At 59.5% G+C, this 22,922-nt stretch carries 21 protein-coding genes; 2 read left to right on the top strand and 19 right to left on the bottom strand.

The window, feature by feature from the left end; all coding sequences use genetic code 11:
* Positions 1-105 precede the first annotated feature (105 nt).
* Positions 106-1,104, top strand: coding sequence for a class II fructose-1,6-bisphosphate aldolase (fba, locus tag B2X55_RS06880; RefSeq protein WP_036375251.1), 999 nt, complete (start codon positions 106-108; stop codon positions 1,102-1,104).
* Between the two features lie 347 nt (positions 1,105-1,451).
* Here the strand turns inward: fba and B2X55_RS06875 are convergent, their stop codons facing one another.
* Together B2X55_RS06875 and B2X55_RS06870 are read right to left on the bottom strand one after the other, a co-directional pair.
* On the bottom strand, positions 1,452-2,216 hold the full coding sequence (locus tag B2X55_RS06875; protein ID WP_286821463.1) for an HAD family hydrolase: 765 nt from the start codon (positions 2,214-2,216) through the stop codon (positions 1,452-1,454).
* Positions 2,217-2,284: 68 nt separating this feature from the next.
* A complete protein-coding gene (locus B2X55_RS06870; RefSeq protein ID WP_286821541.1) occupies positions 2,285-4,069 on the bottom strand; it encodes a B12-binding domain-containing radical SAM protein in 1,785 nt (594 codons plus the stop codon).
* A gap of 158 nt (positions 4,070-4,227) precedes the next feature.
* Here B2X55_RS06870 and pepF point away from each other — a divergent pair, with 158 nt between their 5' ends.
* Positions 4,228-6,024, top strand: a complete 1,797-nt coding sequence (gene pepF, locus B2X55_RS06865) for an oligoendopeptidase F (protein ID WP_286821462.1) — start codon at positions 4,228-4,230, stop codon at positions 6,022-6,024.
* Between the two features lie 376 nt (positions 6,025-6,400).
* Here pepF and rpmB read toward each other — a convergent pair whose 3' ends face one another.
* From rpmB to aroA, 17 genes are all read right to left on the bottom strand, one after another.
* Positions 6,401-6,592: a 50S ribosomal protein L28 gene (gene rpmB / locus B2X55_RS06860; RefSeq protein ID WP_036375242.1), complete on the bottom strand. Its 192-nt coding sequence runs from the start codon at positions 6,590-6,592 to the stop codon at positions 6,401-6,403.
* Between the two features lie 187 nt (positions 6,593-6,779).
* Positions 6,780-8,840, bottom strand: coding sequence for an elongation factor G (gene fusA, locus B2X55_RS06855; protein WP_286821461.1), 2,061 nt, complete (start codon positions 8,838-8,840; stop codon positions 6,780-6,782).
* A gap of 170 nt (positions 8,841-9,010) precedes the next feature.
* Positions 9,011-9,520 carry a cob(I)yrinic acid a,c-diamide adenosyltransferase gene (locus B2X55_RS06850; RefSeq protein ID WP_255240564.1) on the bottom strand — a complete coding sequence of 170 codons (510 nt, stop codon included), beginning with the start codon at positions 9,518-9,520 and terminating at the stop codon, positions 9,011-9,013.
* Positions 9,521-9,556: 36 nt separating this feature from the next.
* On the bottom strand, positions 9,557-10,000 hold the full coding sequence (gene ndk / locus B2X55_RS06845; RefSeq protein ID WP_036375227.1) for a nucleoside-diphosphate kinase: 444 nt from the start codon (positions 9,998-10,000) through the stop codon (positions 9,557-9,559).
* Between the two features lie 48 nt (positions 10,001-10,048).
* Positions 10,049-10,573: a gamma carbonic anhydrase family protein gene (locus B2X55_RS06840; protein ID WP_036375224.1), complete on the bottom strand. Its 525-nt coding sequence runs from the start codon at positions 10,571-10,573 to the stop codon at positions 10,049-10,051.
* A gap of 115 nt (positions 10,574-10,688) precedes the next feature.
* Entirely contained in the window at positions 10,689-11,936 is a 1,248-nt protein-coding gene (locus B2X55_RS06835) for an HD domain-containing protein (protein ID WP_055162441.1), read from the bottom strand.
* Between the two features lie 10 nt (positions 11,937-11,946).
* Positions 11,947-12,873, bottom strand: coding sequence for a homoserine kinase (gene thrB, locus B2X55_RS06830; protein ID WP_036375219.1), 927 nt, complete (start codon positions 12,871-12,873; stop codon positions 11,947-11,949).
* Positions 12,874-12,877: 4 nt separating this feature from the next.
* Positions 12,878-14,179 (bottom strand): homoserine dehydrogenase, encoded by a 1,302-nt coding sequence (locus tag B2X55_RS06825; protein WP_036375215.1) that lies wholly within the window; start codon positions 14,177-14,179, stop codon positions 12,878-12,880.
* An 18-nt stretch (positions 14,180-14,197) separates the two neighbouring features.
* Positions 14,198-14,644 (bottom strand): ACT domain-containing protein, encoded by a 447-nt coding sequence (locus tag B2X55_RS06820; protein ID WP_036375213.1) that lies wholly within the window; start codon positions 14,642-14,644, stop codon positions 14,198-14,200.
* Positions 14,645-14,860: 216 nt separating this feature from the next.
* Complete coding sequence (gene plsY, locus B2X55_RS06815) at positions 14,861-15,460, bottom strand: glycerol-3-phosphate 1-O-acyltransferase PlsY (protein WP_055162254.1); 600 nt, start codon at positions 15,458-15,460, stop codon at positions 14,861-14,863.
* A complete protein-coding gene (gene der / locus B2X55_RS06810; protein ID WP_036375208.1) occupies positions 15,460-16,791 on the bottom strand; it encodes a ribosome biogenesis GTPase Der in 1,332 nt (443 codons plus the stop codon). The genes plsY and der overlap by 1 nt, the downstream gene beginning before the upstream one ends.
* A 36-nt stretch (positions 16,792-16,827) precedes the next feature.
* Positions 16,828-18,237: a DUF512 domain-containing protein gene (locus tag B2X55_RS06805; RefSeq protein ID WP_286821459.1), complete on the bottom strand. Its 1,410-nt coding sequence runs from the start codon at positions 18,235-18,237 to the stop codon at positions 16,828-16,830.
* A gap of 94 nt (positions 18,238-18,331) precedes the next feature.
* Positions 18,332-19,375 (bottom strand): 30S ribosomal protein S1, encoded by a 1,044-nt coding sequence (gene rpsA / locus B2X55_RS06800; RefSeq protein WP_244881918.1) that lies wholly within the window; start codon positions 19,373-19,375, stop codon positions 18,332-18,334.
* Positions 19,376-19,377: 2 nt separating this feature from the next.
* Positions 19,378-20,205: a 4-hydroxy-3-methylbut-2-enyl diphosphate reductase gene (ispH, locus tag B2X55_RS06795; RefSeq protein ID WP_036375204.1), complete on the bottom strand. Its 828-nt coding sequence runs from the start codon at positions 20,203-20,205 to the stop codon at positions 19,378-19,380.
* Positions 20,206-20,306: 101 nt separating this feature from the next.
* On the bottom strand, positions 20,307-20,912 hold the full coding sequence (locus tag B2X55_RS06790; protein WP_255240570.1) for a lysophospholipid acyltransferase family protein: 606 nt from the start codon (positions 20,910-20,912) through the stop codon (positions 20,307-20,309).
* Between the two features lie 4 nt (positions 20,913-20,916).
* A complete protein-coding gene (cmk, locus tag B2X55_RS06785; protein WP_286821458.1) occupies positions 20,917-21,573 on the bottom strand; it encodes a (d)CMP kinase in 657 nt (218 codons plus the stop codon).
* A gap of 37 nt (positions 21,574-21,610) precedes the next feature.
* Entirely contained in the window at positions 21,611-22,915 is a 1,305-nt protein-coding gene (gene aroA, locus B2X55_RS06780; RefSeq protein WP_286821457.1) for a 3-phosphoshikimate 1-carboxyvinyltransferase, read from the bottom strand.
* Between the last annotated feature and the right edge of the window lie 7 nt (positions 22,916-22,922).

The following is a 22,922-nucleotide window of genomic DNA, read 5'->3' as shown; positions in this document are numbered from 1 at the left end:
ATTTTCATAAAAATTGACTTTCGCCTATACACCAAGGGCCTGTTCTATGCTATAATGAAGTCAGTTCGTATAAGTGAACATGATTTCATTAGGGGGTAATGAAAAATGCCATTAGTTGGAACGAAAGAAATGTTCAAGAAAGCTTACGAAGGCGGCTTCGCTATCGGTGCTTTCAACATCAACAACATGGAGATTGTACAGGGTATCACGGAAGCAGCTGCAGAGCTGAATTCCCCGGTTATCCTCCAGGCTTCCGCTGGCGCACGCAAGTACGCTAAGGGCCCGTATCTCCGTCACCTCGTCGAGGCAGCCCTCGAGGTCAACGATATTCCTATCGCTCTGCACCTCGATCATGGTCCGGATTTCGAGACCTGCAAGGCCTGCATCGATGATGGCTTCACGTCCGTAATGTTCGATGGCTCCAAGTACGAGTTCAAAGAGAACATCAAGCGCACGCAGGAAGTCGTTGCTTATGCACATGAGCATGGCGTCGTTGTCGAAGCTGAGCTCGGCAAACTCGCCGGCATCGAAGATGATGTAAAGGTCGCTGCTCACGAGGCAGCTTACACGCAGCCGGAAGAGGTTGAGGAATTCGTTCGTGAGACGGGCGTTGACTCCCTCGCTATCGCAATCGGCACGAGCCATGGCGCATTCAAGTTCAAACCGGAGCAGTGCACGCGCAATGCTGACGGCGTTCTCGTACCGCCTGAGCTCCGCTTCGACATCCTCGCTGAGATTGAGAAGAAGATCCCTGAGTTCCCGATCGTCCTGCACGGTGCTTCCTCCGTCATCCCGAAGTACGTCAAGATCATCAACGAGAACGGCGGCAAGCTCGATGACGCTGTAGGCATCCCGGAAGATCAGCTCCGCAAGGCTGCTAAATCCGCTGTCTGCAAGATCAACATCGACTCCGACCTGCGCCTCGCTATGACGGCTGGTATCCGCGAGCACTTCTTCGCTCATCCGGAGCACTTCGACCCGCGTCAGTACTGCGCTGACGGCCGCTCCTACATCAAGGAACTCGTTGAGCACAAGATCAAAGAGGTTCTCGGTTCTGAGGGCAGCGCTGCTGGTGTCATGGAGCTCGTTAACGCCAACAAGTAATCTTCGGATTCACGATGCTTCGCGTATCATTCCTCGGATTGATACGACGGCAAATAAAAAGACTGTGTCTCGGCACAGTCTTTTTTTATTGCAACAATTACCATAATGGAGATAGGTAGACATCTTGGCTTAGGAGGCGCGCAGGTCCCCATCCCGGCTTCGGCGCATCGCTGAATGAATCCCATGGAATGGTAATCGGACTAAGGAGCTTCGCCGCCTGACGCGGCGTTTTTACATTGCTCATCCTAGCCAGTATATGCTTGGGATTCAGCCCTTTGGGCGGTCGCTTTGCGCCTGCAGGCGGGATGGGGACCTGCGCTTGACGGCCTGCTATGCTCGCATCCCCCTCAAAGATGGGACAGCAGCATATCGCCTACACTTGGATAGACTTTTGTGGCGGCTTCTTTCATGAAGGGCTCTGCCGTCTCGACGGTGTAGCCGTGGAAGTACTTGACAGCGGGCAGGTCGTTCTGGTCGTCGCCAATGAAGAGCGTCTCTTCCGGCTGCCACCCCGTCACCTTCAGCAGGCGCCGCAGGCCGTCGCGCTTGTTGGCGTCCTTGAGATTGAAGTCGATGTAGTTGCGGTTGATGTTGCCGATGACCTCAGGGAAGGCCTTCGTGACTTCCGCCGTCACGGCCTCGGCCTCCTCCACCGATTCGCAGCGCATGCTGAGCTGGACGACCTTCTCCATCGACGCTGCGCGCTCAAACGTCAGCGTCTCCATCGGGATGACCAGGCCAAACTCGATGGACGAGCCGGTATCGAGCAGATACATATCCGTCTCGGTCAGCAATCGCATGGGATTCTTGGTCTGGCGGATGAGTGGCAGACGGAGCATGCCCTTGACGAGCGTCTCCGCGAAACACAGGCTGGACAGGAACTCTCTCTTGTCGTTGACGATAACGGCACCGTTGTTGCAGACGAGGTAGTCGGGATGGAGCGCCGGGTACTTGCGCAGCTCGAACTCGATGAGACTCAGCCCCCTGCCCGTGCAGATGCCGAATTTATTGCCAGCAGCCTGCCACTTGGCGACGGCTTCGATATTTGACGCGGGGACGGGCTGGCGGTGTGGCGCGAACGTCCCGTCAAAATCAGTTGCAGCTAATTTCATTGTTCACACATCCTCATTTCTACAGCGCGGCACTTGCAGCTGCGCTCTTATTTTCATCAATAAAGCTATTATAGCACGATTTCCTGGCATGTCACATCGGGGCCTGTGAAGTCGAAGAGCAGCACCGTCTCGCGCGGCTCGACAATGCCTTCGGCAGCCTTTCGCACATCGCAGGCAAAGAACTCGATATGGTAGCGGCCGCGCACGGCACGCCAGTTCTCGAAGACGAAGCCGGGCAGATAGGCGCGCGGCCTCTCGCTGCGCCAGAAGGGTGCTGTCTTATCTTGATGCTTTTCCATATCCCAGTCGAGATAAACGGGACGGATGCGGCCGCCGTCGGCCATCAGGGCATCAAAGCGCAGCAGGTTGTCGAGAAGAACTGCCGCCGTGCCATACGCATCCCCTGCAAAATCGCGCAATAAGCCGTAGAGGTCTTTTGTCGCATGGCCAACCTTATGATAGCCATGATTCTCCCACCAGTCGGTAAAGCGCTTCCAGAACGCAAAGGCATCGCCGTGCTCCTGCGACTTTATCAGGAAGTCGGCCGTATGGCGGCAGCGGCCCGCATTGTAGTACGTCTCAAAGACGTCCTCGAAGCTGTGGAACCAGCGGATCTCTCCGTACGTCAGGGCGTCGGACCGAAGCACTTCGTACGGTGCCATGGCCATGTACGCATAGCGGTATGGCTCGACGAGTTGCATCATCGAAGCGCCCTTGAGGAACTTCAGGAAGCCGAGCTGCAGCATGTCGGCGTGCAGCTCGTAGACATCGTTGAACGACCGCGCGAACGAATCCATGCCCTCGCCCGGCAGGCCGATGATGAGGTCGACATGCATGTGCATGTTGTGGAACGAGAGGATGCGCCGGATGTGCGCGGCAATCTGTTCCCAGTGATTGCAGCGCGAGACAGCCTGCAATGTCTTCTCATTCGTCGACTGGATGCCGATCTCGAGCTGGACGCGGCCGCGCGGCATCTGCGCCAGCGTCTCCAGGACGTCTTCATCGAGGTAATCGATGGCCACCTCGAAGTGAAAGTTCGTGCGCACCGTCTGAGGAAGGGCCAGGATGTACTGCAGGATGGGCAGGAAATGCGACTTCTTGGCATTGAACGTCCGGTCGACAAACTTGACCTGGCGCACGTCGTGGCGCACGAAGAAATCGAGCTCGCCAAAGACGCGCGCGAGCGGCAAAAAGCGCACTCCGGCCGTCGCACACGACAGACAGTAAGCACAGGAGAACGGACAGCCACGCGATGTCTCATAGTAGAGGATGCGCTCCTTGATGGGCTCCATCTCCGCCTCGCGGTAAGCAAAGGGCACCTGTGAGAAATCCGCTACGGTCACAGCCGTGCTCTCGTCGATGGTGCCGTCCTCCCGACGCATGGCGACGCCCGGCAGACTCCCCAGACGGCTGACCTCAGCAGCCCGCGCCTTATCGAGCTTCACCGCGCGCAGCCGCTCAATGAGCTGCACGACAGCTTCCTCCCCCTCGCCGCGCACGACAAAGTCGACCATCGGGAACTCCCTGAAAAACGCTGCCGTATCGTATGAGACCTCCGGGCCGCCGCAGACGATGATGGTATCGGGCAGCGCCGCCGGCAGGAGCCGCAGCAGGTCCTTGACCATCTCGATATTCCAGATGTAGCAGGCAATGCCCAAGACACGCGGCCGCCGCTCATAGATCTCCCCGAGCGCCGCGAGCAGCTGATGGTTGATCGTGAGCTCCAAGATCTCCGACCCCGGCACACACTCGCGCAGATAGCGCACAGCCAGCGATGTATGCGAGTACTTCGCGTTGATTGCCAGCCAAAGGATGCCCTCCTGTCCCCGTTCTTTCCACTCTCCGTTTTTCACGATATCCAACGCTCCCCTTCCTCTCATTCTATGTCCCCTATTGTAGCATGCGCCCCAAAAATCCGCAAAATGACAGAATCATGCCCGGCTATGCTATAATAGGGACAGCAGCATCACCCGCAAGGAAAACGTGAACAAACCAGGAAAGGATGACCGATATGACAAATAAGACGATTCCCGCACGAAAAGACTGCCCTGCCACAGAGAAATGGCATCTGTCCGACATTTATGCGACACGAGAAGACTGGCAGGCCGCACGCGACAGCATACCGGGACAACTCGATGATATCCAGTCGTTCCGCGGAAGGCTGAAGGACCCGCAGCAGCTGCTCAACTGCCTGACGAAGCAGGACGAGATGGAGATCACGCTCTCTTCCGTCTTTGCCTGGGCGCGCATGATGGCTGACACCGACACGGGCAACCAACAGTATCAGGCCGATGCCGCAAGCGTCATGCCGCTGCTCGACCAGACCGGCGCCGCGACGGCCTTCATCGAACCGGAGCTGCTGGCCCTGCCAGAGGAAACGCTCAAGAGCCTGCCCGATGCCCTGCCTGGCCTCGCGAAATACCGTTTCCGCCTGCAGGAGCTGCTGCGCATGAAAGCGCACATCCTGACGCCGGAGCAGGAAGCCTTCCTCGCGCGCACGGGTGAGCTCCGCAGCGCTCCGCGCAACACCTACACCGTCATGGCCAATGCCGACCTCAAATTCCCTGACACACTCTCAGAGGACGGCAGGCTCACGCCGCTCTCCGAGAGCCGCTATATGAACTTCCTGCGCAGCGAGAAGCGAGAAGTCCGCCAGGATGCGTTCACGAAGCTTTTCCAGACGTACCACGCCTTCCGCAACACCTTCGCCTCGCTCTACAGCGCCTCCGTCAAGAGCAGCCAGTTCACGGCCTCCATGCGCCACTACGAGACGATGCGCGCAGCGGCGCTCGATGTCAGCAACATCCCGCTCTCCGTCTACGACAGCGCCATCGAAGCGACACACGCCGCCCTTCCCGCGCTCCACCGCTACATGGCGGTCAAGAAGCGCCTGCTCAAGCTCGATAAGGTCCACATGTATGACCTCTACGTGCCCGTCATTGAAAAGCCAGCTGCCGCCTACACTTACGAGCAAGCCACAGCCATCCTCAAAGAAGCCCTCGCGCCGCTCGGCAGCACCTATGAGCATGACCTCTTCCAGGGCCTCGAGTCCGGCTGGGTCGACCGCTGCGAGAACCAGGGCAAGCGCAGCGGCGCCTACTCCTGGGGCGTCTATGGCGTCCACCCCTTCGTGCTCATGAGCTGGAACGACACCTACGAATCCATGAGCACCCTCGCTCACGAGATGGGCCACTCGATGCACAGCTGGTACAGCAGCCAGGAGCAGGACTTCGTCAATTCCGAATACACCATCTTCTGCGCTGAAGTCGCCTCCACAACGAACGAGAACCTGCTGCTCGAGTACATCCTCCAGCACGCCAAAGGACGCGAACGCCTCTACTATCTCAACCTCTACCTCGAACAGATCCGCACCACTGTCTTCCGCCAGATGCTCTTCGCCGAATTCGAGCTCCTGACACACGCCGCCGTCGAGAAAGGCGAGGCCCTGACCGCTGACAAACTCGAATCCATCTGGATGAAGCTCAACCGCACCTACTACGGCGAAGACGTCGTCCTCGACACCGAGCTCGCCGCCGAATGGAGCCGCATCCCCCACTTCTACCGTCCCTTCTACGTCTACCAGTACGCAACAGGCTACGCTGCCGCCATGACCCTCTCCCACAACCTGCGCACAAAAGGCGAGCCGGCCCAGAAAGCCTATCTCCACTACCTCGCCAGCGGCGGCAGCGACTATTCCATCACCCTTCTCCAGCGTGCGGGCGTCGACATGACCACCCCCGAGCCCTTCCAGATCACCTTCCAGAAATTCACCGACTGCCTCAACGAACTCGAAACGCTGACCGAATAACCTCATCTCATCTGCGATTCCCTAAGCCAAAAGCCATTATCCATAAGCGAAGCTTCAGCCTGCTGCGCGGAGCGTTGGACACCTGTTTCTTGACGCCTTGCCTTTCACTAACATAACTCAAAAAGAGGGTATCTATAAGCGCAACTTCAGCCTGCTGCGTGAAGCGTCAGACACCCTCTTTTTGACGCCTCACCTTGCCTTTCACTAACGTAAGTCAAAAAGAGGGTATCTATAAGCGCAACTTCAGCCTGCTGTGTGAAGCGTTAGATACCCTCTTTTTGACGCCTTGCCTTCTCGAACGCAAATAAATAGAGCAGATAAGATTTTCTCTTATCTGCTCTATTTATGATATATCAGCTTTGATATTATGCGCAAATCAAAGGGCACGCTGGACCTTGCCAGAACGCAGGCAGCGCGTGCAGACGTTGACACGTTTGACCTCACCGTCAACAACAGCGCGGACACGCTGGATGTTCGGCTTCCAGGAACGTTTCGTCTTCAGGTGGGAGTGGCTGACGTTGTTGCCGGACAGCTCGCCTTTTGCACAAAACTCGCAAACATTTGCCATGTGTTACACCTCCTTCATACTCAGGGGCATGATGACCCCCAAACACAATATAAGTATTCTACCACAAATAACAGGCCCATGCAAGTACTTTTGCTTGACAGGCAGTAAACCTTCAACGTATCTTCAGCAGAGCAAGAAATGTCCCATCGGCACAATCTCTCTCATGCCAATGGGACAAGATGTTCTATCAAGCCTTAGCCGTGCGGATGATCTCTGCTGCGTTTTTCTCGGGGACGGGCTCGTAGCGGGCGAAGGCGAGCGTGTAGCTGCCGCGGCCCTGGGTCAGGGAGCGAAGCTCCGTCGCGAAACGGTAGAGCTGCGACTCAGGGATCTCGGCATGGATCTCGCTCATGTCCTTGCCCTTGCCCTCGATGCCGAGGATGCGCGCACGTTTGGAATTCAGGCGTCCCATGACATCGCCCATGTAATACTCCGGCGCGGTGATGCGGATGTCATCGATTGGCTCGAGCAGGATAGGGCTCGCCTCCATGACGCCCTTGCGGATGGCGAGGGCCGTCGCTGTCTTGAAGGCTGCCTCCGAGGAGTCGACCGTGTGGTACGAGCCGTCGTAGAGGTTGACCTTGACATCGACGACGGGATAGCCCGCCAGCACGCCGCCAGAAAGCGTCTCGGCCGTGCCCTTCTCAACGGCTGGGATGTACTGGCGCGGCACACTGCCACCGAAGATTGTCTCGGTGAATGCATTGCCGGCGCCGGCCTCCTGCGGGCTGATCTCCAGCCAGACATCGCCGTACTGGCCGTGGCCGCCGCTCTGCTTCTTGTGCTTGCCCTGCACCTTGACGCTCTTGCGGATCGTCTCGCGGTATGCGACGCGCGGCTCATGCAGTTCGAGCTCGACGCCGAACTTGCGCTGGAGCTTGTCGCGCAGGACCTCGAGGTGAACCTCGCCGATGCCGCGCAGGATTGTCTCATGCGTCTCCGGATTCTTCTCCACGACGATGATCGGGTCTTCATCTTGCTGCTTGGCAAGCGCGCCGAAAACCTTGTCCTCCTCGCCCTTCTTGTGGGCGGAAGCTGCCATCGCGAGCATCGGGGCCGGGTAGGCGATCTCCTCGTAGACGATGGGGTCGGCGCTGTCACAGAGCGTATCGCCCGTCCTGACCGACTGCAGCTTCGTCGTCGCGACGATATCGCCGGCCTCCGCAGCATTCAGATGCTCCTGGCGCTTGCCCTGCAAGGAGAAGATCGTACCAACGCGCTCCGCATTCTCCTTGTTGGGATGCATGTAAGTGGCATCGCCCTTCATCGTGCCAGAGAAGATGCGCAGGTAACTCATGCGGCCGACGAACGGGTCGACAATCGTCTTGAATACCTGTGCCGAGAACGCATCCTCCGTGCGGCGCTCCTTGAGGTCTCCGTCCTGCGGGTCCATGCCGATGGCGACGTGGAAGTACGGCGTCGGCAGGTACTCGACGATGCCGTTCATGAGCTTCTTGACGCCGATATTCTGCTTCGCCGAGCCGCAGAAGACCGGGAAGATCTTGCCGGCCTGGATGCCCTCGATCAGAGCGGCCGCCACTTCGACCTCCGTGATTTCCGTGCCCTCGATGTACTTCTCGAGCAATTCGTTGTTGAATTCCGCGACGGATTCGATGAGCTTCTGGCGCGCTTCCTCGACATCGCCCTTGATGTACTCGGGGATGTCGGCGATAAGGTCTTCCTCGTCATGCGTGACGATCTTCATGTGCAGGGCCAAGAGGTCGACGACACCCTGGAAGGCCGCTTCCTGGCCGATTGGCAACTGCACGGGCACGACACCCGCGCCAAAGCGCACACGCAGCTCTTCGACGACTTGCTGGAAGTCGGCGTGCTCGCGGTCCATCTTGTTGATGAAGAACGCGCGCGGCAGCTCCGCTTCCTCGGCATAGCGCCATGCCTTCTCCGTCTCGACCTCGATGCCAGACGGGGCCGAGATCACGATGAGGGCGCTGTCTGCCGCCGTCAGCGCGTCCTTGACTTCGCCGACAAAGTCCGGATAGCCCGGCGTATCGATGAAATTGATCTTATAGTCACGCCATTCGCAGGCGGCAAGCTTCAGGTTGATCGTCATGCCGCGGCTCTCTTCCTCCGGCTCGCAGTCGAGCGCGCTCGTGTGCTCTTCCACACTGCCGAGGCGCTTGACAGCACCCGCATTGAACAGGCAGGCATCGAGCAGGCTCGTCTTGCCCGTCTTGCCATGGCCGATGACGGCAACGTTGCGCAGGTTGGAACTCTTGTAAGATTTCATCGCAATCCCTCCTAGTGCTTCCTATTTTTGCTTATGTGTTCTATATTCGCTAGAAGTCAGAATTTTCCTGCCCGCTAAAAAAGAAATCATGAGTCCTCATGCAAAAATGTCCCTGCCGACAATGGACGATTGTCCGTTGTCGGCAGGGACACGGGTTCTTCTTCGAAGGCTCAGTCGTCCTCGTAGATGTCCTCTTCGAGGCGCATGAGCAGGTAGCAGTAATCCGAGAGGCGGTTGAGGTAGATGCGGTCGCTTGCAGCGACTTCTTCTGCCTCGGCCAGACGGCAGGCACAGCGCTCAGCGCGGCGGGCCGTCGTGCGCGCGAGGTCCAGCATGGCGCCGCTCTGCGAGCCGCCCGGGATGATGAAGGCGTGCTCCTCGGGAAGGTCCGACTCCACATCGTCGCACCAGGATTCAATCTCGCGGACATCTTCCATCGTGATGCGCGGTTCCGTGCCGCAGCTCGCAAAGTCGGCCATGAGCGCGGGCAGCTTGCGCTGGAGCTTCAGGATGCGCTCGGCGACATCGTCCTTGTCGGAAAAGGCGCGTGCCAAGCCCAGTGCCGAATCAACTTCATCGAGCGTGCCGTACGTATCGACGCGCAGGCCGCTCTTCTTGACGCGCTCGCCTGTCAAGAGGCTCGTCTCGCCGTTATCTCCTGTCTTTGTCGTGATTGACATGATAATCCCTCCTAGCACTGATTATTGATCAATCTATCAATCATCGGCTTCCACATGGTAGGTGCCATCGTAGATTTCCGTCTGATTGAAGAAGATCGCGATCTCGCGCGCCGCACTCTCCGGGCTGTCCGAGGCGTGCACGGCATTGCGGCGGCCCGAAGTCGCGAATTCCTTGCGGATGGTGCCTTCTTCGGCATCCTTCGGGTTCGTCTTGCCGTTGATCTTGCGCACGCGGGCAATCGCGTCTTCGCCCTCGAGGACCATCGCGATGAGCGGGCCCGATGTCATGAAGCCAACGAGGTCCTTGTAGTACGGACGGCCGATATGCTCGGCATAGTGGATGGACGCCAGGCGCTCATCCATCTTCAGCAGCTTCATGGCCAGGATGCGGAAGCCCTCACTCTCATATCGTTTAATGATATCGCCTGCATGATGTCTTGCGAATGCGTCTGGTTTGATTAGTACAAGTGTCTTTTCCATTTCTGATGATCCCCTTATTCCTGATATTGACGGATTGCAGCTGCTGCCTTAGAGACGTTCTGCTGCTTCCTTGTAGTGCTCGGCCACCTTGCGGTAGCGCAGCGAAGATTCCTTCAGTGCCTCGATCTCATCATCGCGCAGGCCGCGGATGATCTGCGCCGGATTCCCGTAGACCAGGGAGTTCGACGGGATCTTGCGGCCCTGCTCGATCATCGTGCCGGCACCGATGACGACGTTCTCGCCGATGACCGTATCCCCCATGATGATGGAGCCCATGCCGATGAGCGTATGGTCGCCGATGCTCTTGCTGTGGATGACGGCATTGTGCCCGATGCTGACACCCTCGCCAATCGTCGTCGGATGATCGTGCATCACGTGTATGGTCGCATTCTCCTGGATGTTCGTGTTCTTGCCGATCTTGATGGGCTGGAAGTCACCGCGGACGACGGCGCCGAACCAGATGCTCGTGCCCTCCTCAATCGTGACATCGCCGGTAACGACGGCTGTCGGTGCCAGGTATACGCTCTCGTCAATCTTCGGAGCGGCGGATTTATAGGGCATGATGATTGCCATACAGATTCCCCCTTGCGCAGGATTTTCTTTTAATTGTTCGTCTATTTATAATAGATTCGCGAAAAAAAGAAATCTTCCTGCCTTGAGCAGGAAGATTTCTTCTTTGCTTGCAATATCATGCCCGGGCACGCACAGCCGCGAGTGCCTTCACAAGGACGGCAGTCTGGCGCTCGGCGAGCCACTGTCCGACGGCACGGCCCGCAAGGCCACTTGGTGCATCCTTGCCGCTGACGCCATGCATGGCTGCGAGCAGCGCCTCGCCGTGCACGAGGTAGTCGGGCAGGCTCTGATGATCGGCTTCGATGACCGCGTTGAAGTCCGCAAGGCTAAGGACGGGCCGCTGCTTGTCGACGAGCAGCAACAGTGCGGCAATCTTGCCGGGACGCTCTAAAAGAGGCGCCCGCATGTGCTGCTCAATGAGGAAGCGGCCCGCGCGCAACCAGTCCTTCGGCAGCGTCACGCGCCTGTTCCACGAGGCAAGCTGTTCGAGCCCGCGCAGTTCGTGGCCATAGTGATGTGGCTCCATCTCCTTTGGCGTCGTGCCCTTGCCGATGTCGTGGACGAGCGCGGCAAAGCGCGCGGCGATATTTGGCGTCCTCTCGGCAGCACGGTCGACGACCTGCATCGTGTGCTGCCAGGCATCGCCCTCGGGATGGTACTCAGGCGGCTGCGTCTTGCCGATAAGCAGCGAGAGCTCAGGAAAAGTCACGGCGAGGATATCCGCCTGCTCGAGCGCGCGGAAGAATACCGAAGGCCTCGGCGACTGCAGGGCGCGCCGCAATTCAGCGACGATGCGCTCCTGCGGCTCATGCTGGAGCTCTGCGCGGCAGGCGTTCATGTAACGGATTGTCTCCTCCGTGATGGAGAAGCCGAACTCCGCTGCCTGGCGCGCTGCGCGCAGGGCGCGCACAGGATCTTCGGTGAAGTGATGCGAGACGGCGCGGATGACCTTGTCCGCCACATCCTGGGCACCGTGGTACGGGTCAATGAGCTGCTTTCCCGGGAGCTCCAGCGCCATGCTGTTCATCGTCGTGTCCCGTCTGTAGAGGTCCTCCTCCACCGTGACCGATGGGTCGTACGAGACGCGGAAGCCGCGGTAGCCCCGCCCCTCCTTCTTCTCCTTGCGCGCGAAGGCGACCTCCGAGAGAGAGCCGTCGATGGAGACGAGGTAGACCGGGAACCCGTGGCCGACTTTCTGCGCCGCTGGGAAGAGCTGCTGGAAGTCTGCCTCAGCAATGCCCGATACCATGTAGTCCTTGTCGTGCGGCCGCACGTGGCGCAGAGCGTCGCGCACCCAGCCGCCGACGATGAAGACGCGCGCACCATTTGCGCGCAGGAGCTCTGCAAATGCCTCTTCCGTCATACACTTATCCTCACTTCAGGATCTGTGCACCGTGCGTGTCGAGGTCGAGCGTCAGGATGCGCGCATCGACGTCATGCTTGCGGAATGCCTCGAGCATGGCCTTGCCGACAGCTTCCTCCGCATGGCGGCGCTCCAGCACGTAGGCGATGAGGCACGGGCCGGCACCGCTGAGCGTCGCGCCGGCAGCGCCCGCTCGGCGCGCGGCCTTGAAAACATCGTACATGCCCGGGATGAGCTCCGCGCGGTACGGCTGATGCAGGGCATCGTCGAGGCCAAGCCGCAAGTAGCGCTCATTGCCGCGCGTCAGGGCGGCGACAAGCATCGAGGCGCGGCCGATATTGAAGATGGCGTCCTTCATCGGCACTTCCGTCGGCAGGACCTTGCGGGCCATGCGCGTTGAGAGCGGGAAATTCGGCACAGCGACGACGAACTTCATGCGGAAACGCGGCAGGAAGCTGAAGCAGTCGACGCGGCCGTTCGTGACCGCATTGACGGTAAAACCGCCGAAAATGGCCGGTGCCACATTGTCGGGATGACCCTCGATGTTCGTCGCGAACTGCAGGATCTCGCGGCGGTTGAAGGGATTGCCGATCAGGGCATTCGCCGCCGTCAATCCGGCGACGATGGCCGTCGCCGAGCTGCCGAGGCCGCGCGAGAGCGGCACGCGGTTCTCCATGTGGATGACGGCGCCGCGGTATTCCTTGTCCTTGCCGGCCTTCTCTAAGAGGTACTGCGCCGACCGCCAGACGATGTTGCGATTGTCGCACGGGATGTTCGTCGCCCCCTCGCCCGTCATCGTGATGGACAGGCCCGGCTCGCGCGTCAGGCGCAGCTCCAGGTCATTGTAGACCGTGCAGGCGAGGCCGAGGCAGTCAAAGCCTGGGCCGCAGTTGGCGCTCGTACCGGGAACGCGGACGCGGACACATTTCTCTGCCATACTCTTACCCCCGTTCCTCATTCTCGACACGGATCACATTGCGGACCTCATCGACGACAGGCAGCTCGCGCAGGGTCTTCAGCGCCTTCTCGATGCGCTCGTGCTCGACGAGATGCGTGATGGCGACGATCTCCGCGTGGTCAACGACATTGCGGCGCGTCTGGATAACCGACTTGAGGCTCACGCCGGCATCGCCGAAAGCCGTCGCGATGGCACCGAGCACGCCCGGCTTATCGTCGACGAGCAGGCGCACGTAGTAGGAAGAAGAAGTCGCCTCGAGCGGACAGAGCTTCTTCTGCTCATAGCACGTGCAGCGAACATGGCCGAAGGTGCGGTTGAGGATGTCGCGCGCGACGTCGATGATGTCGGAGATGACAGCGGAGGCCGTCGGCAGCGAGCCGGCGCCCTGGCCGTAGAACATCGCCTCGCCGATGGCGTTGCCGCGCACGAAGATGGCATTGTAGACGCCGTTGACCGAAGCCAGCGGATGCGTCTTCGGCAGGAAGACCGGATGGACGCGCACATCGACACCGTTCTCATCGGAATCCTTGCCGACAGCCAGCAGCTTGATGACATAGCCGAGGTCCTTCGCGTACTCGATGTCGTCCGGCGTGATCTTCGTGATGCCCTCGACCGAGACATCCTCGAGCTGCACGCGCGTGTTGAACGCCAGCGACGAGAGGATGGCCGCCTTGCGCGCCGCGTCGAGTCCGTCGACGTCTGCTGACGGGTTCGCCTCGGCGTAACCCTTGGCCTGTGCCTCCTTGAGGACGGTGTCGTAGTCGGCACCGCACTCCGTCATCTTTGTCAGCATGTAGTTCGTCGTGCCGTTGACGATGCCGAGAATCTCCGTGATGCGGTTGGCTGTCAGGCATTGCTTGAGCGGCGTGATGATGGGGATGCCGCCGCCGACGCTCGCCTCGAAGCGGAAGTCGACGTCTTTTTCCTCTGCCATCGCGAACATGTCCTTGCCGAACTGTGCGACGACATCCTTGTTGGCCGTCACGACACTCTTGCCTGCCTCCATCGCGCGCAGCATGTACTCACGCGCGGGGTGGATGCCGCCCATGAGCTCCACGACGACATCGATCTCCGGATCCTCGAGGATATCCTCGATCTTGTCTGTGAGATGCAGATGCCCGAGCTGCGGGCGCGGCTTCTTGACATCGCGCACGAGCACCGTCTTGATCTCGATCGGTGTGCCGACGCGTTCCGTAATCTGCGGCCGATTCATCTCGAGCACCTGGATAACACCAGAGCCCACCGTACCGGACCCGAGCAAACCGATTTTAATGACTTTTTCCATCCGACACACCTTCTTTCCTTACGACTGTCCGAGGACTTCGAGGCGCTTGACGCCATCGACCATGCGGAGCTTATCGAGCAGAGCTTCGAGATCGACCGAGAGGTTGGCCGTCTCGATGGAGACTGTGGCATTGGCGACACCCTGCAGCGGGATGCCCTGGTTGATCGTCATGACACTGCCCGAGTCTGCCGAGATCGTGTTGAGCACGCTCGAGAGGACGCCCTTCTTGTGCTCAAGGAGCAGCGTCAGCGTGACGATCTTGTTACGACTCGCCTCGTAGAACGGAAAGACATAGTCCTTGTACTTGTAGTAGGCACTGCGCGAGAGTTCCATCTTCTCGACGGCCTCGTTGATCGTGCGCGCATCGCCACGCTTGAGCATCTCTTTGACACGGATGGTCTTCTTGATTGCCTCTGGCAGGATCTCCTCGCGGACGAGGAAGAATCCGCTTTTCTCCTTGTTCATATATTACGCCTCCAATGGATACTATTCTTTTGACAAAGGATAGTATACCATAAGATGTGCACAAATGCCAATGAAATTTCCGGATTTGTCCAAATCATATGAATGGATTTCACAAAATGTTAACTTTCTCACCATTTTGTACAAAAAAACAGCCTGCATGCGCAGGCTGTAAACATCTGTAGCAAAACTAGATACGGTCACATGACACTTTTCAGGTCAGTCGCGGTGACCGGCGTGGATCTTGTTCTCGGTGCCATTCATCAAGCGGACGATATTGGCCTTGTGGCGGATGATGATGAAGGCCGCTGCGAGCACGCCGAAGGCCGTGTAGGCACCCGGATAGCCCCAGGCATACGAGAGGATCGGCACGAGTGCCGCCGCGATGCACGAGCCGAGCGAGACGTACTTCGTGACCATGACGATGGCGAGCCAGACGAGGAAGACGATGAGGCTCGGCAGCGGCATGAGCATCGCGATGACACCGAGCCCCGTCGCCACTCCCTTGCCGCCCTTGAAGTGCAGGAAGAGCGAACAAGAGTGGCCGACGATGGCCAGGATGCCCGCTATGACCATGACGAGCGGCAGAGGCGCAAACACTTCCGCGAGGCCGACGCTAAGGGCGCCCTTGAGGAAGTCGAGCAGGAAGATCAGGAAGCCCGGCCCCTTGCCGAGCGTGCGCCAAGCATTCGTCGCCCCGATGTTGTGGCTGCCGTACTCGCGCAGGTCGACGTGCCAGATGAGCTTGCCGAAGACGAGACCGTTCGGGATGGAGCCCAGAAGGTAGCTCGCGAGGCAGACGAGGAGGACCGATGCCATCAGTAATCCTCCTCCTCTTTGCGCGCGCGCACGATGAGGCGCAGCGGCGTACCCTCAAAGCCGAACTGCTCGCGCAGACGGTTCTCGATGAAGCGCAGATACGAGAAGTGCATGAGCTCTGGGTCGTTGACGAAGATGATGAACTTCGGGGGGCAGATGTCCGTCTGCGTCATGAAGAGGATCTTGAGCTGGCGGCCGCGGTGCATCGGCGGCGGATTGATGGAGACGGCATCGCGGATGAGCTCGTTGAGGACGCTCGTCTTGATGCGCATCGCCTGCTGCTCGGCCACGTAGCGCACGAGGTCCGTCACGCGCGCGACGCGCTGGCCCGTCAGGGCCGAGGTATAGAGCACCGGCGCGTACTGCAGGAAGCCGAGCTTGTCGCGCAGTTCCTCGGTGAAGCGCAGCGTCGACTTATCGTCCTTATCCGGGTAGATATCCCACTTGTTGACGACGATGACGACGCCCTTGCCCGACTCGTGTGCATAGCCCGCGATCTTCTTGTCCTGCTCCGTGATGCCCTCGAAGGCGTTGATCATCATGAGCACGACATCGGCGCGGTCGATGGCGCGCAGCGAGCGCATGACACTGTAGCGCTCGACGGCCTCCTCGATCTTGCCGCGGCGGCGCATGCCTGCCGTGTCGATCAGCGTGAACTTCATGCCGTCCTTCGTGAAATGCGTGTCGATGGCGTCACGCGTCGTGCCCGGCACGTCGCTGACGATGACGCGGTCCTCGCCGAGGATCGCGTTGACGATGGAGGATTTGCCGACATTCGGGCGGCCGATGACGGCAATGCGGATTTCATCCTCATCCTTGCTCTCCTCGACCTTCTTCGGGAAGGCCGCGACGATTGCGTCGAGCAGATCGCCGAGATTCATCGCATTCGATGCCGAGATGGGGATCGGATCGCCGAGGCCCAGATTGTAGAACTCGTAGACGTCCATCGCGCGCTGCGGGCTGTCAATCTTGTTGACCGCGAGGATAACCGGCTTCTTCGTGCTGCGCAGCAGGCGCGCAACCTCTTCATCTGCCGTCGTCAGGCCGGAGCGGCCGTCGACGAGGAACAGGATGACGTCGGCCTCCTCCATGGCCAGCTGTGCCTGCTGGCGCATCGACTTGAGGATGTGGTTGCTCTCATCGAACTCGATGCCGCCGGTGTCGATCATCGTGAAGTGCTGGTTGAGCCACTCCGCGTCGAGATAGATGCGGTCGCGCGTGACGCCCGGCATGTCGTCGACGATGGAGACGCGCTTCTTGCCGATCTGATTGAAGAGCGTGGACTTGCCGACGTTCGGGCGGCCGACAATCGCCACGATTGGTTTGCTCATATTCATCCCTCTTTCTCTATAAAATAAACATGTGAATCAATACTGGATATTCTTGGTGTAGCCCGCGTTGCTCTGCCACATGTAGGCCGTCTCACCCGCACGGCGCTTCGCGTAGTGCGGCCAGTCCATCAGGGCGCGGTAATAATCCGCACCCGTCTGCACGGGCTCGATGCGGCTTTCGGGGAACGCCTCGCGCATGGATGAGAGGCTCACGTCGTCGAGGAAGATATCCTCGCCCGAGCGCAGGGCGGGCTCAGGGATCAGGATGCCCGCGCGCGGGCCATCGAGGCGCTTCAGGGCCGCCATGATGTCATGCGCTGTCAAGAGGCCAGAGACGTTAACTGTCGTGCCGAAGTGCTCGTTTTTGACCGGCACAATGCGCACATGAAGATTTGCATGCGCATCTTCCGCCTTCTTCGCGAGCTCCTGCATGACAGGCGCGACGGCCGTGCCCGTGACGACATCGAGATAGACAGGCTCTTCATACGATGCGATTTCCTCGTGCGCATTGGACTCCTTATCCCAGTCGTTGATGAAGTTGCGCGTGAGTCCGATGCCGTTGTCGAGCTGTGGGAAGCCGTCGTAGAACGAAGTCGGCGGCACAGGGCGGCCCGCGAGGAAGTAGAACTCATCGCCGAGGTAGATGAAGGTGCGCCCCTCCTCCTGCTGGATCTTCTTCTGCCACTTCTCGACTTCGTCGATGACGCGCGCCGCTCCCTCTGCATCGAACTGGTGCAAGGGGAAGGGATCTGTACGGTACTTCGTGATGCCGACGGGGACGATGGCCAGCGACAGCGCGTACGGGCGGCGCGCGACAACCTCGCGTATCGTGCGCTCGAGCTCCGCGCCGTCATTGAGGCCAGCGCAGAGCACGACCTGCGTATGGTAGTCGGCCCCCGCCTCCTCGAGATGATCGAGTTGCTCCGCAATCTTCGCCGCACCGGGGCAGCGCAGCATCTGCGCGCGCAATTCTGGGTTCATGCACTGCACGGAGACAAAGAGCGGCGAGAGATGGAACTGCTTGATGCGCCGGAAGTCATTCGGCCCCATGTTCGTCATCGTGACGAAGTTGCCGTAGAGGAACGACAGGCGGTAGTCGTCATCCTTGATGGAGAGGCTCTGGCGCATGTTCGGTGCGATCATATCGACGAAGCAGAAGTAGCAGTGATTCGCGCAATTGCGGATGCCGTCAAAGACGGCCGACTCGAACTCGACACCGAGCTCTTCGTCGATTTCCTTCTCGAATGAGATCATCTCCTGCTCACCATCTGCATGCTCGACGAGCATGTCGATCTCCTCGTCCGCCATCGCGAAGCTCAGGTCGATGATGTCGCGCAGTCCCTGCCCGTTGATCTCGAGGATCTTGTCGCCCGGCACGAGTTCGAGCTCTTCTGCGAGGCTGCCCGGATAGACGCGCAGGATGATACCTGGATAATATTTGCTCATATTCTTACTCTCTTGCACTACAAACAAAGGAGTGATGCATAAATCATCACTCCTCAGAATGTCTTATCTTATTTTAGACGCAAGTCCCAATCGCTCAGTCGCGAGCCTTCGTGATGGACAGCGAGATGCGCTTGCGCTTCGTGTCGATGCGGAGGATCTTGACGCGGACGATGTCGCCGACATGAACGGCTTCATCAGCGCGCTCGATGCGCTTGTCTGCGAGCTCGCCCATCGGGATCAGGCCATCGAAGCCCGGCTCGATCTCCATGAATGCACCGAAGTCCGTCAGCTTGATGACTTTGCCTTCGATGATCTGGCCTTCGCTGTACTTCTCAGCGGAGTCGTACCACGGATCACGCATCGTGTCCTTGACGGACAGGGAGATGCGCTTGCTCTCCGGATCAACGCTCTTGACATAGACGTCGAGCTCCTGGCCGACTTCGAGGACATCCGACGGATGCTTGACGCGGTGCCAAGCGAGGTCGGAGATGTGTGCAAGGCCGTCTACGCCGCCGATATCGATGAATGCACCGTAGTCGACGAGGCGCTTGACCGTGCCGCGTACCGTCTGGCCAGCCTCGAGCGTGGAGAATACTTCCGCTTCCTTCTTCTCGCGCTCAGCCTCGAGGAGAGCACGGCGGGAGAGGACGAGACGCTGCTTGTGGACATCGATCTCGATGATCTCAGCCTCGACCGTCTGGCCGACATAGATGGAGAGGTCCTTGACAAAGTGGAGTTCCATCTGGGATGCCGGGATGAAGCCGCGCAGGCCATCGACGGATGCCACGAGGCCGCCTTTGACGACCTGCGTGATGTTCGCCTGGACCGTCTCGCCAGCTTCCTTCTTCTTCTCCATCTCCGTCCAAGCGACCATGCGGTCAGCCTTTACCTTGGAGAGGATGCCGCCGTTGTCGCCACCAAGGGAAACGACATAGACGTCGATGACATCGCCGACTTTGACGACGTCCTCAGCGGACTCCGGAGCCGGGTAAGCCAGCTCGCGCTTCGGGATTGCGATCTCCTGCTTGTATCCGATATCGACATAAGCCTCGTCGCGGTTTACCTGGATGACCTTACCTTTTACAGTGGTGCGCTCCTGGATATCCGGCAGGGACTCCTGTGCTAATAACTCTTCCATGTTCATCTGTTCTGACACTTTTTATATACCTCCTTGATAATCCAGTCCGGTGTAGAAGCACCAGCTGTAATACCAATTTTCTTTATTTTGTCAAACCACTCGTCGTGCAGCTCCGCTGCAGTCTCGATGTGGTAAGTCAGGCACTTCTCGGAACAAAGCTGTGCGAGCCTTGTCGTGTTGGCACTGTTCTTGCCGCCGATGACCAGCATGAGGTCAACCTTGCTGGCAAGATCTATGGCAGCGGCCTGTCGCTGGTCTGTCGCCGTACAGATGGTTCGCAGGATCTTGATGTCCCTGGACTTCTCAAGAAGGCGCATGACAATCTGACGGAAGCGCGCTCCAGAAAACGTCGTCTGGCATACGATGCCGAGCTTGCCGCAGGGCTCTATCCCATCGGCTTCTTCCTCGGTCTCGATGATCTGTGCTCTTCCGGATGACCACTCGAAGATGCTCTTGACCTCCGGATGGTTCTTCTCTCCGATGATGACCACACTGTACCCTTCATCCACGAGCTCCTTGGCCGAAAGCTGCGCTTTCTTGACATGCGGGCATGTCGCGTCCACGAGCTCGAGTCCGCGGGCCTTCGCCTCGTCGTAGACTGCGGGGCCCACGCCGTGCGAGCGGATGATGACGGTCCCCTTCTCCATCTCCTCGAGACTGTCTACCGAGCCGACGCCCTCGCGGCGCAGCCTATCGACCATCTGCGGATTGTGGATGATGGGGCCGAGCGTACAGGCAGTCCCGTCAGCAGAAGCATTCTCCCTGGCAATCTTGATGGCGCGCTTGACGCCATAGCAAAAGCCAAGATAATCTGCTAAGATGACTTCCATACATCTACCACCATAAATCATATTATTGCAAAGACGCCCAGAAGGCTTTTTTACAATCTATAGCCTAGTATATCATGCATGAGGGCGTCAGGCAAATGGTTTTAGGAAATTTTTTCAATTTCTTCGCGCATGGCCGCGATATGGGCCATGATTTCTTGCGAAAAGGCCTCAAGCTGCTCCTTGTCGCGTTTATCGCCCGTGAAATGCATCGGTTCGCCGTACATGATGGAGAGCTTTGGCAGGAAACCGCCTTTCTGCATGATGCGGTCCGTGCCGACGATACAGGCCGGCACGACAGGAGCGCCGCTCATCGCGGCGAGCAGGCCGACGCCGGCCTCGGCCTTGTGGAGTTTCCCGTCCTTGCTGCGCGTGCCCTCTGGGAAGAGGCCGAGCACACGGCCCTGCCTGAGCACATTGACGGCCGCCTTGATGGCGCCGCGGTCTGCCGCGCCGCGCTTCACGGGGAAGGCATGGCAGCGGCGGATGGCCGCGCCGAAGATCGGGTGCTCGAAGAGCTCGATTTTCGCCATGTACGAGACGGGGCGCGGCAGGAACGTCGCGAGGAGCGGCGGGTCCCAGTTGCTCATGTGGTTGGCTGCGAGGATGACGGGCCCTTCTGCGGGCAGGTTCTCCTTGCCGTACGTCTTGGCGCGGAACAGCAGTTGAAAGATGACGGCAAAGATGATGCGGAGTGTCGTGTAAAGCATCGTATCACCTGCACATTCCGATGATGCGCGCGACGACCTCCGGGATCGTCATGCCCGTCGTATCGAGGAGCGTCGCATCGTCTGCCTGGACGAGCGGCGAGATCTCGCGCTCCATGTCGGCCTTGTCGCGCGCGGCGATGTCGTGCTCGATATCCGCGAGGTCAACAGCGAGACCTTTCTCTCGCAATTCCTTGTAGCGGCGGTTTGCGCGCTCCTCGATAGAGGCCGTCAGGTAGATCTTGACATCAGCGCCCGGCAGCACATTCGTCGCGATGTCGCGGCCGTCCATGAGCACGCCGCCGCGCTCTGCCATCTTGCGCTGCAGATCAACCATCTTCTCGCGCACGGGGCCGAGCGCAGCTACCTTCGAGACAATGTGGCTGACCTCCGGCGTGCGGATTTCACTCGTGACGTCCTGGCCGTCGACGCACACCGTCGTCTTGCCGTTCTCATACGAGAGGTCCACGTCGATGTCGGGGACGACAGCGAGGATCTTCTCATCCGTGACCTCACCGCCCTGCTGCAGGACCTTCCAAGCCACGGCGCGGTACATGGCCCCCGTGTCGATGTAGGTATAACCCAGTTCCTTGGCTGCGAGCTGTGCGACCGTGCTCTTGCCGGCGCCCGCCGGCCCGTCGATTGCTACTACGAGTTTCTTCAAGACAGATTCCCCCAAATCAAATTGATATGTACTGCGCTCATGCCTGCAGGCGGGCCAGCGTGTCGTAGAAAGCCGGGTACGAGATTGTCACGCACTCGGGGCGCTCGATCTCGGCGCCCTCTCCGGCCGCGCCGAGGATAGCAAGCGACATCGCCATGCGATGGTCATCGTACGAGAAGCAGGTTGCCGCCCGCACCTTCGTGCCGCCGTGGATGACGAGGCCATCTTCGCTCGCCTCGACAGCACCCGGCGCGAGCTTGTTGAACTCGTCCGTGACAGCCTGCAGGCGGTCCGTCTCCTTGACGCGGAGCTCGCCGGCACCCGTGATGACCGTGTCGCCCTCTGCGAAGAGCGCGGCCACTGCGAGGACCGGGATCTCATCGATGAGGCGCGGCATGATCTCGGCGCCGAACGACGTGCCATGGAGCTTCGCCGCCTCGACGCGGATGTCAGCTGCCGCCTCGCCGCCGCTCACGCGCTCGTTCTCCAGCGTGATCTTGGCGCCCATCGCCTCGAGGACATCGAGGATGCCCGTGCGCGTCGGATTGACGCCGACGTTCTTGAGGAGCAGGTGGCTTCCCGGCACGACGGATCCCGCGACGAGCCAGTAGGCCGCCGAGCTGATGTCGCCCGGAACCTCGATGGATGACGGCGCATGGAACGATTCGACGGGCTCAATCGTCACAGCCGTGCCATCCTTCTTCGTCTCGACGCCGAAGGCCTCGAGCATGCGCTCCGTGTGGTCGCGCGAGGTGAAAGGCTCGACGACAGTCGTCGGACTGTCGGCATACATGCCGGAAAGCAGGATGGCCGACTTGACCTGTGCACTCGCGACAGGGCTCTCGTAGACCATGCCGTGCAGCTTCCCTTCAGTCGGCACGATCGTGATGGGCAGCTTCGTGTTCTTCTCGCGGCCGTAGATCTTCGCGCCCATCGCCGAGAGCGGCTTGATGACGCGGCCCATCGGGCGCTTGTGCAGCGAGGCATCGCCCGTGAAGGTCGTCAGGAACGGCTGCGGCGCGAGGATGCCCATCATGAGGCGCAGCGTCGTGCCCGAGTTGCCCGCATCGATGATTGTGGAAGCTTCGCGGAGGCCGTGCAGGCCGTGGCCGCAGACCACAAGAGACGTCTCCGACTCGAACTCGACAGAGGCGCCCAGCGCCTTCATGCAGGCCGCCGTCGAGAGGCAGTCCTGCGCGTGCAGGAAGTTCGTGATGTGCACGGGCGTCGAGCCGAGCGCCGAGAACATGACACTGCGGTGCGAGATGGACTTGTCGCCGGGGATCTCGATCGTGCCGCGCAGCCCCTGCCTTGCCTTTGCAATCGTCTTCGTGTTTTCCATAGAGGTT

Origin of the sequence: Mitsuokella sp. UBA4253 (assembly GCF_002395285.1) — a bacterium.
GTDB classification, from domain to species: domain Bacteria; phylum Bacillota; class Negativicutes; order Selenomonadales; family Selenomonadaceae; genus Mitsuokella; species Mitsuokella jalaludinii.
Note: the sequence above shows the minus strand (reverse complement) of the source record. Positions and strands in the feature narration are given on the sequence as shown.

Coding starts and splice junctions, on each gene's coding strand:
- fba (WP_036375251.1), top strand. CDS start 106: ATGCCATTAGTTGGAACGAAAGAAATGTTCAAGAAAGCTTACGAAGGC.
- B2X55_RS06875 (WP_286821463.1), bottom strand. CDS start 2,216: ATGAAATTAGCTGCAACTGATTTTGACGGGACGTTCGCGCCACACCGC.
- pepF (WP_286821462.1), top strand. CDS start 4,228: ATGACAAATAAGACGATTCCCGCACGAAAAGACTGCCCTGCCACAGAG.
- rpmB (WP_036375242.1), bottom strand. CDS start 6,592: ATGGCAAATGTTTGCGAGTTTTGTGCAAAAGGCGAGCTGTCCGGCAAC.
- fusA (WP_286821461.1), bottom strand. CDS start 8,840: ATGAAATCTTACAAGAGTTCCAACCTGCGCAACGTTGCCGTCATCGGC.
- B2X55_RS06850 (WP_255240564.1), bottom strand. CDS start 9,520: ATGTCAATCACGACAAAGACAGGAGATAACGGCGAGACGAGCCTCTTG.
- ndk (WP_036375227.1), bottom strand. CDS start 10,000: ATGGAAAAGACACTTGTACTAATCAAACCAGACGCATTCGCAAGACAT.
- B2X55_RS06840 (WP_036375224.1), bottom strand. CDS start 10,573: ATGGCAATCATCATGCCCTATAAATCCGCCGCTCCGAAGATTGACGAG.
- B2X55_RS06835 (WP_055162441.1), bottom strand. CDS start 11,936: ATGACGGAAGAGGCATTTGCAGAGCTCCTGCGCGCAAATGGTGCGCGC.
- thrB (WP_036375219.1), bottom strand. CDS start 12,873: ATGGCAGAGAAATGTGTCCGCGTCCGCGTTCCCGGTACGAGCGCCAAC.
- B2X55_RS06825 (WP_036375215.1), bottom strand. CDS start 14,179: ATGGAAAAAGTCATTAAAATCGGTTTGCTCGGGTCCGGTACGGTGGGC.
- B2X55_RS06820 (WP_036375213.1), bottom strand. CDS start 14,644: ATGAACAAGGAGAAAAGCGGATTCTTCCTCGTCCGCGAGGAGATCCTG.
- plsY (WP_055162254.1), bottom strand. CDS start 15,460: ATGGCATCGGTCCTCCTCGTCTGCCTCGCGAGCTACCTTCTGGGCTCC.
- der (WP_036375208.1), bottom strand. CDS start 16,791: ATGAGCAAACCAATCGTGGCGATTGTCGGCCGCCCGAACGTCGGCAAG.
- B2X55_RS06805 (WP_286821459.1), bottom strand. CDS start 18,237: ATGAGCAAATATTATCCAGGTATCATCCTGCGCGTCTATCCGGGCAGC.
- rpsA (WP_244881918.1), bottom strand. CDS start 19,375: ATGGAAGAGTTATTAGCACAGGAGTCCCTGCCGGATATCCAGGAGCGC.
- ispH (WP_036375204.1), bottom strand. CDS start 20,205: ATGGAAGTCATCTTAGCAGATTATCTTGGCTTTTGCTATGGCGTCAAG.
- B2X55_RS06790 (WP_255240570.1), bottom strand. CDS start 20,912: ATGCTTTACACGACACTCCGCATCATCTTTGCCGTCATCTTTCAACTG.
- aroA (WP_286821457.1), bottom strand. CDS start 22,915: ATGGAAAACACGAAGACGATTGCAAAGGCAAGGCAGGGGCTGCGCGGC.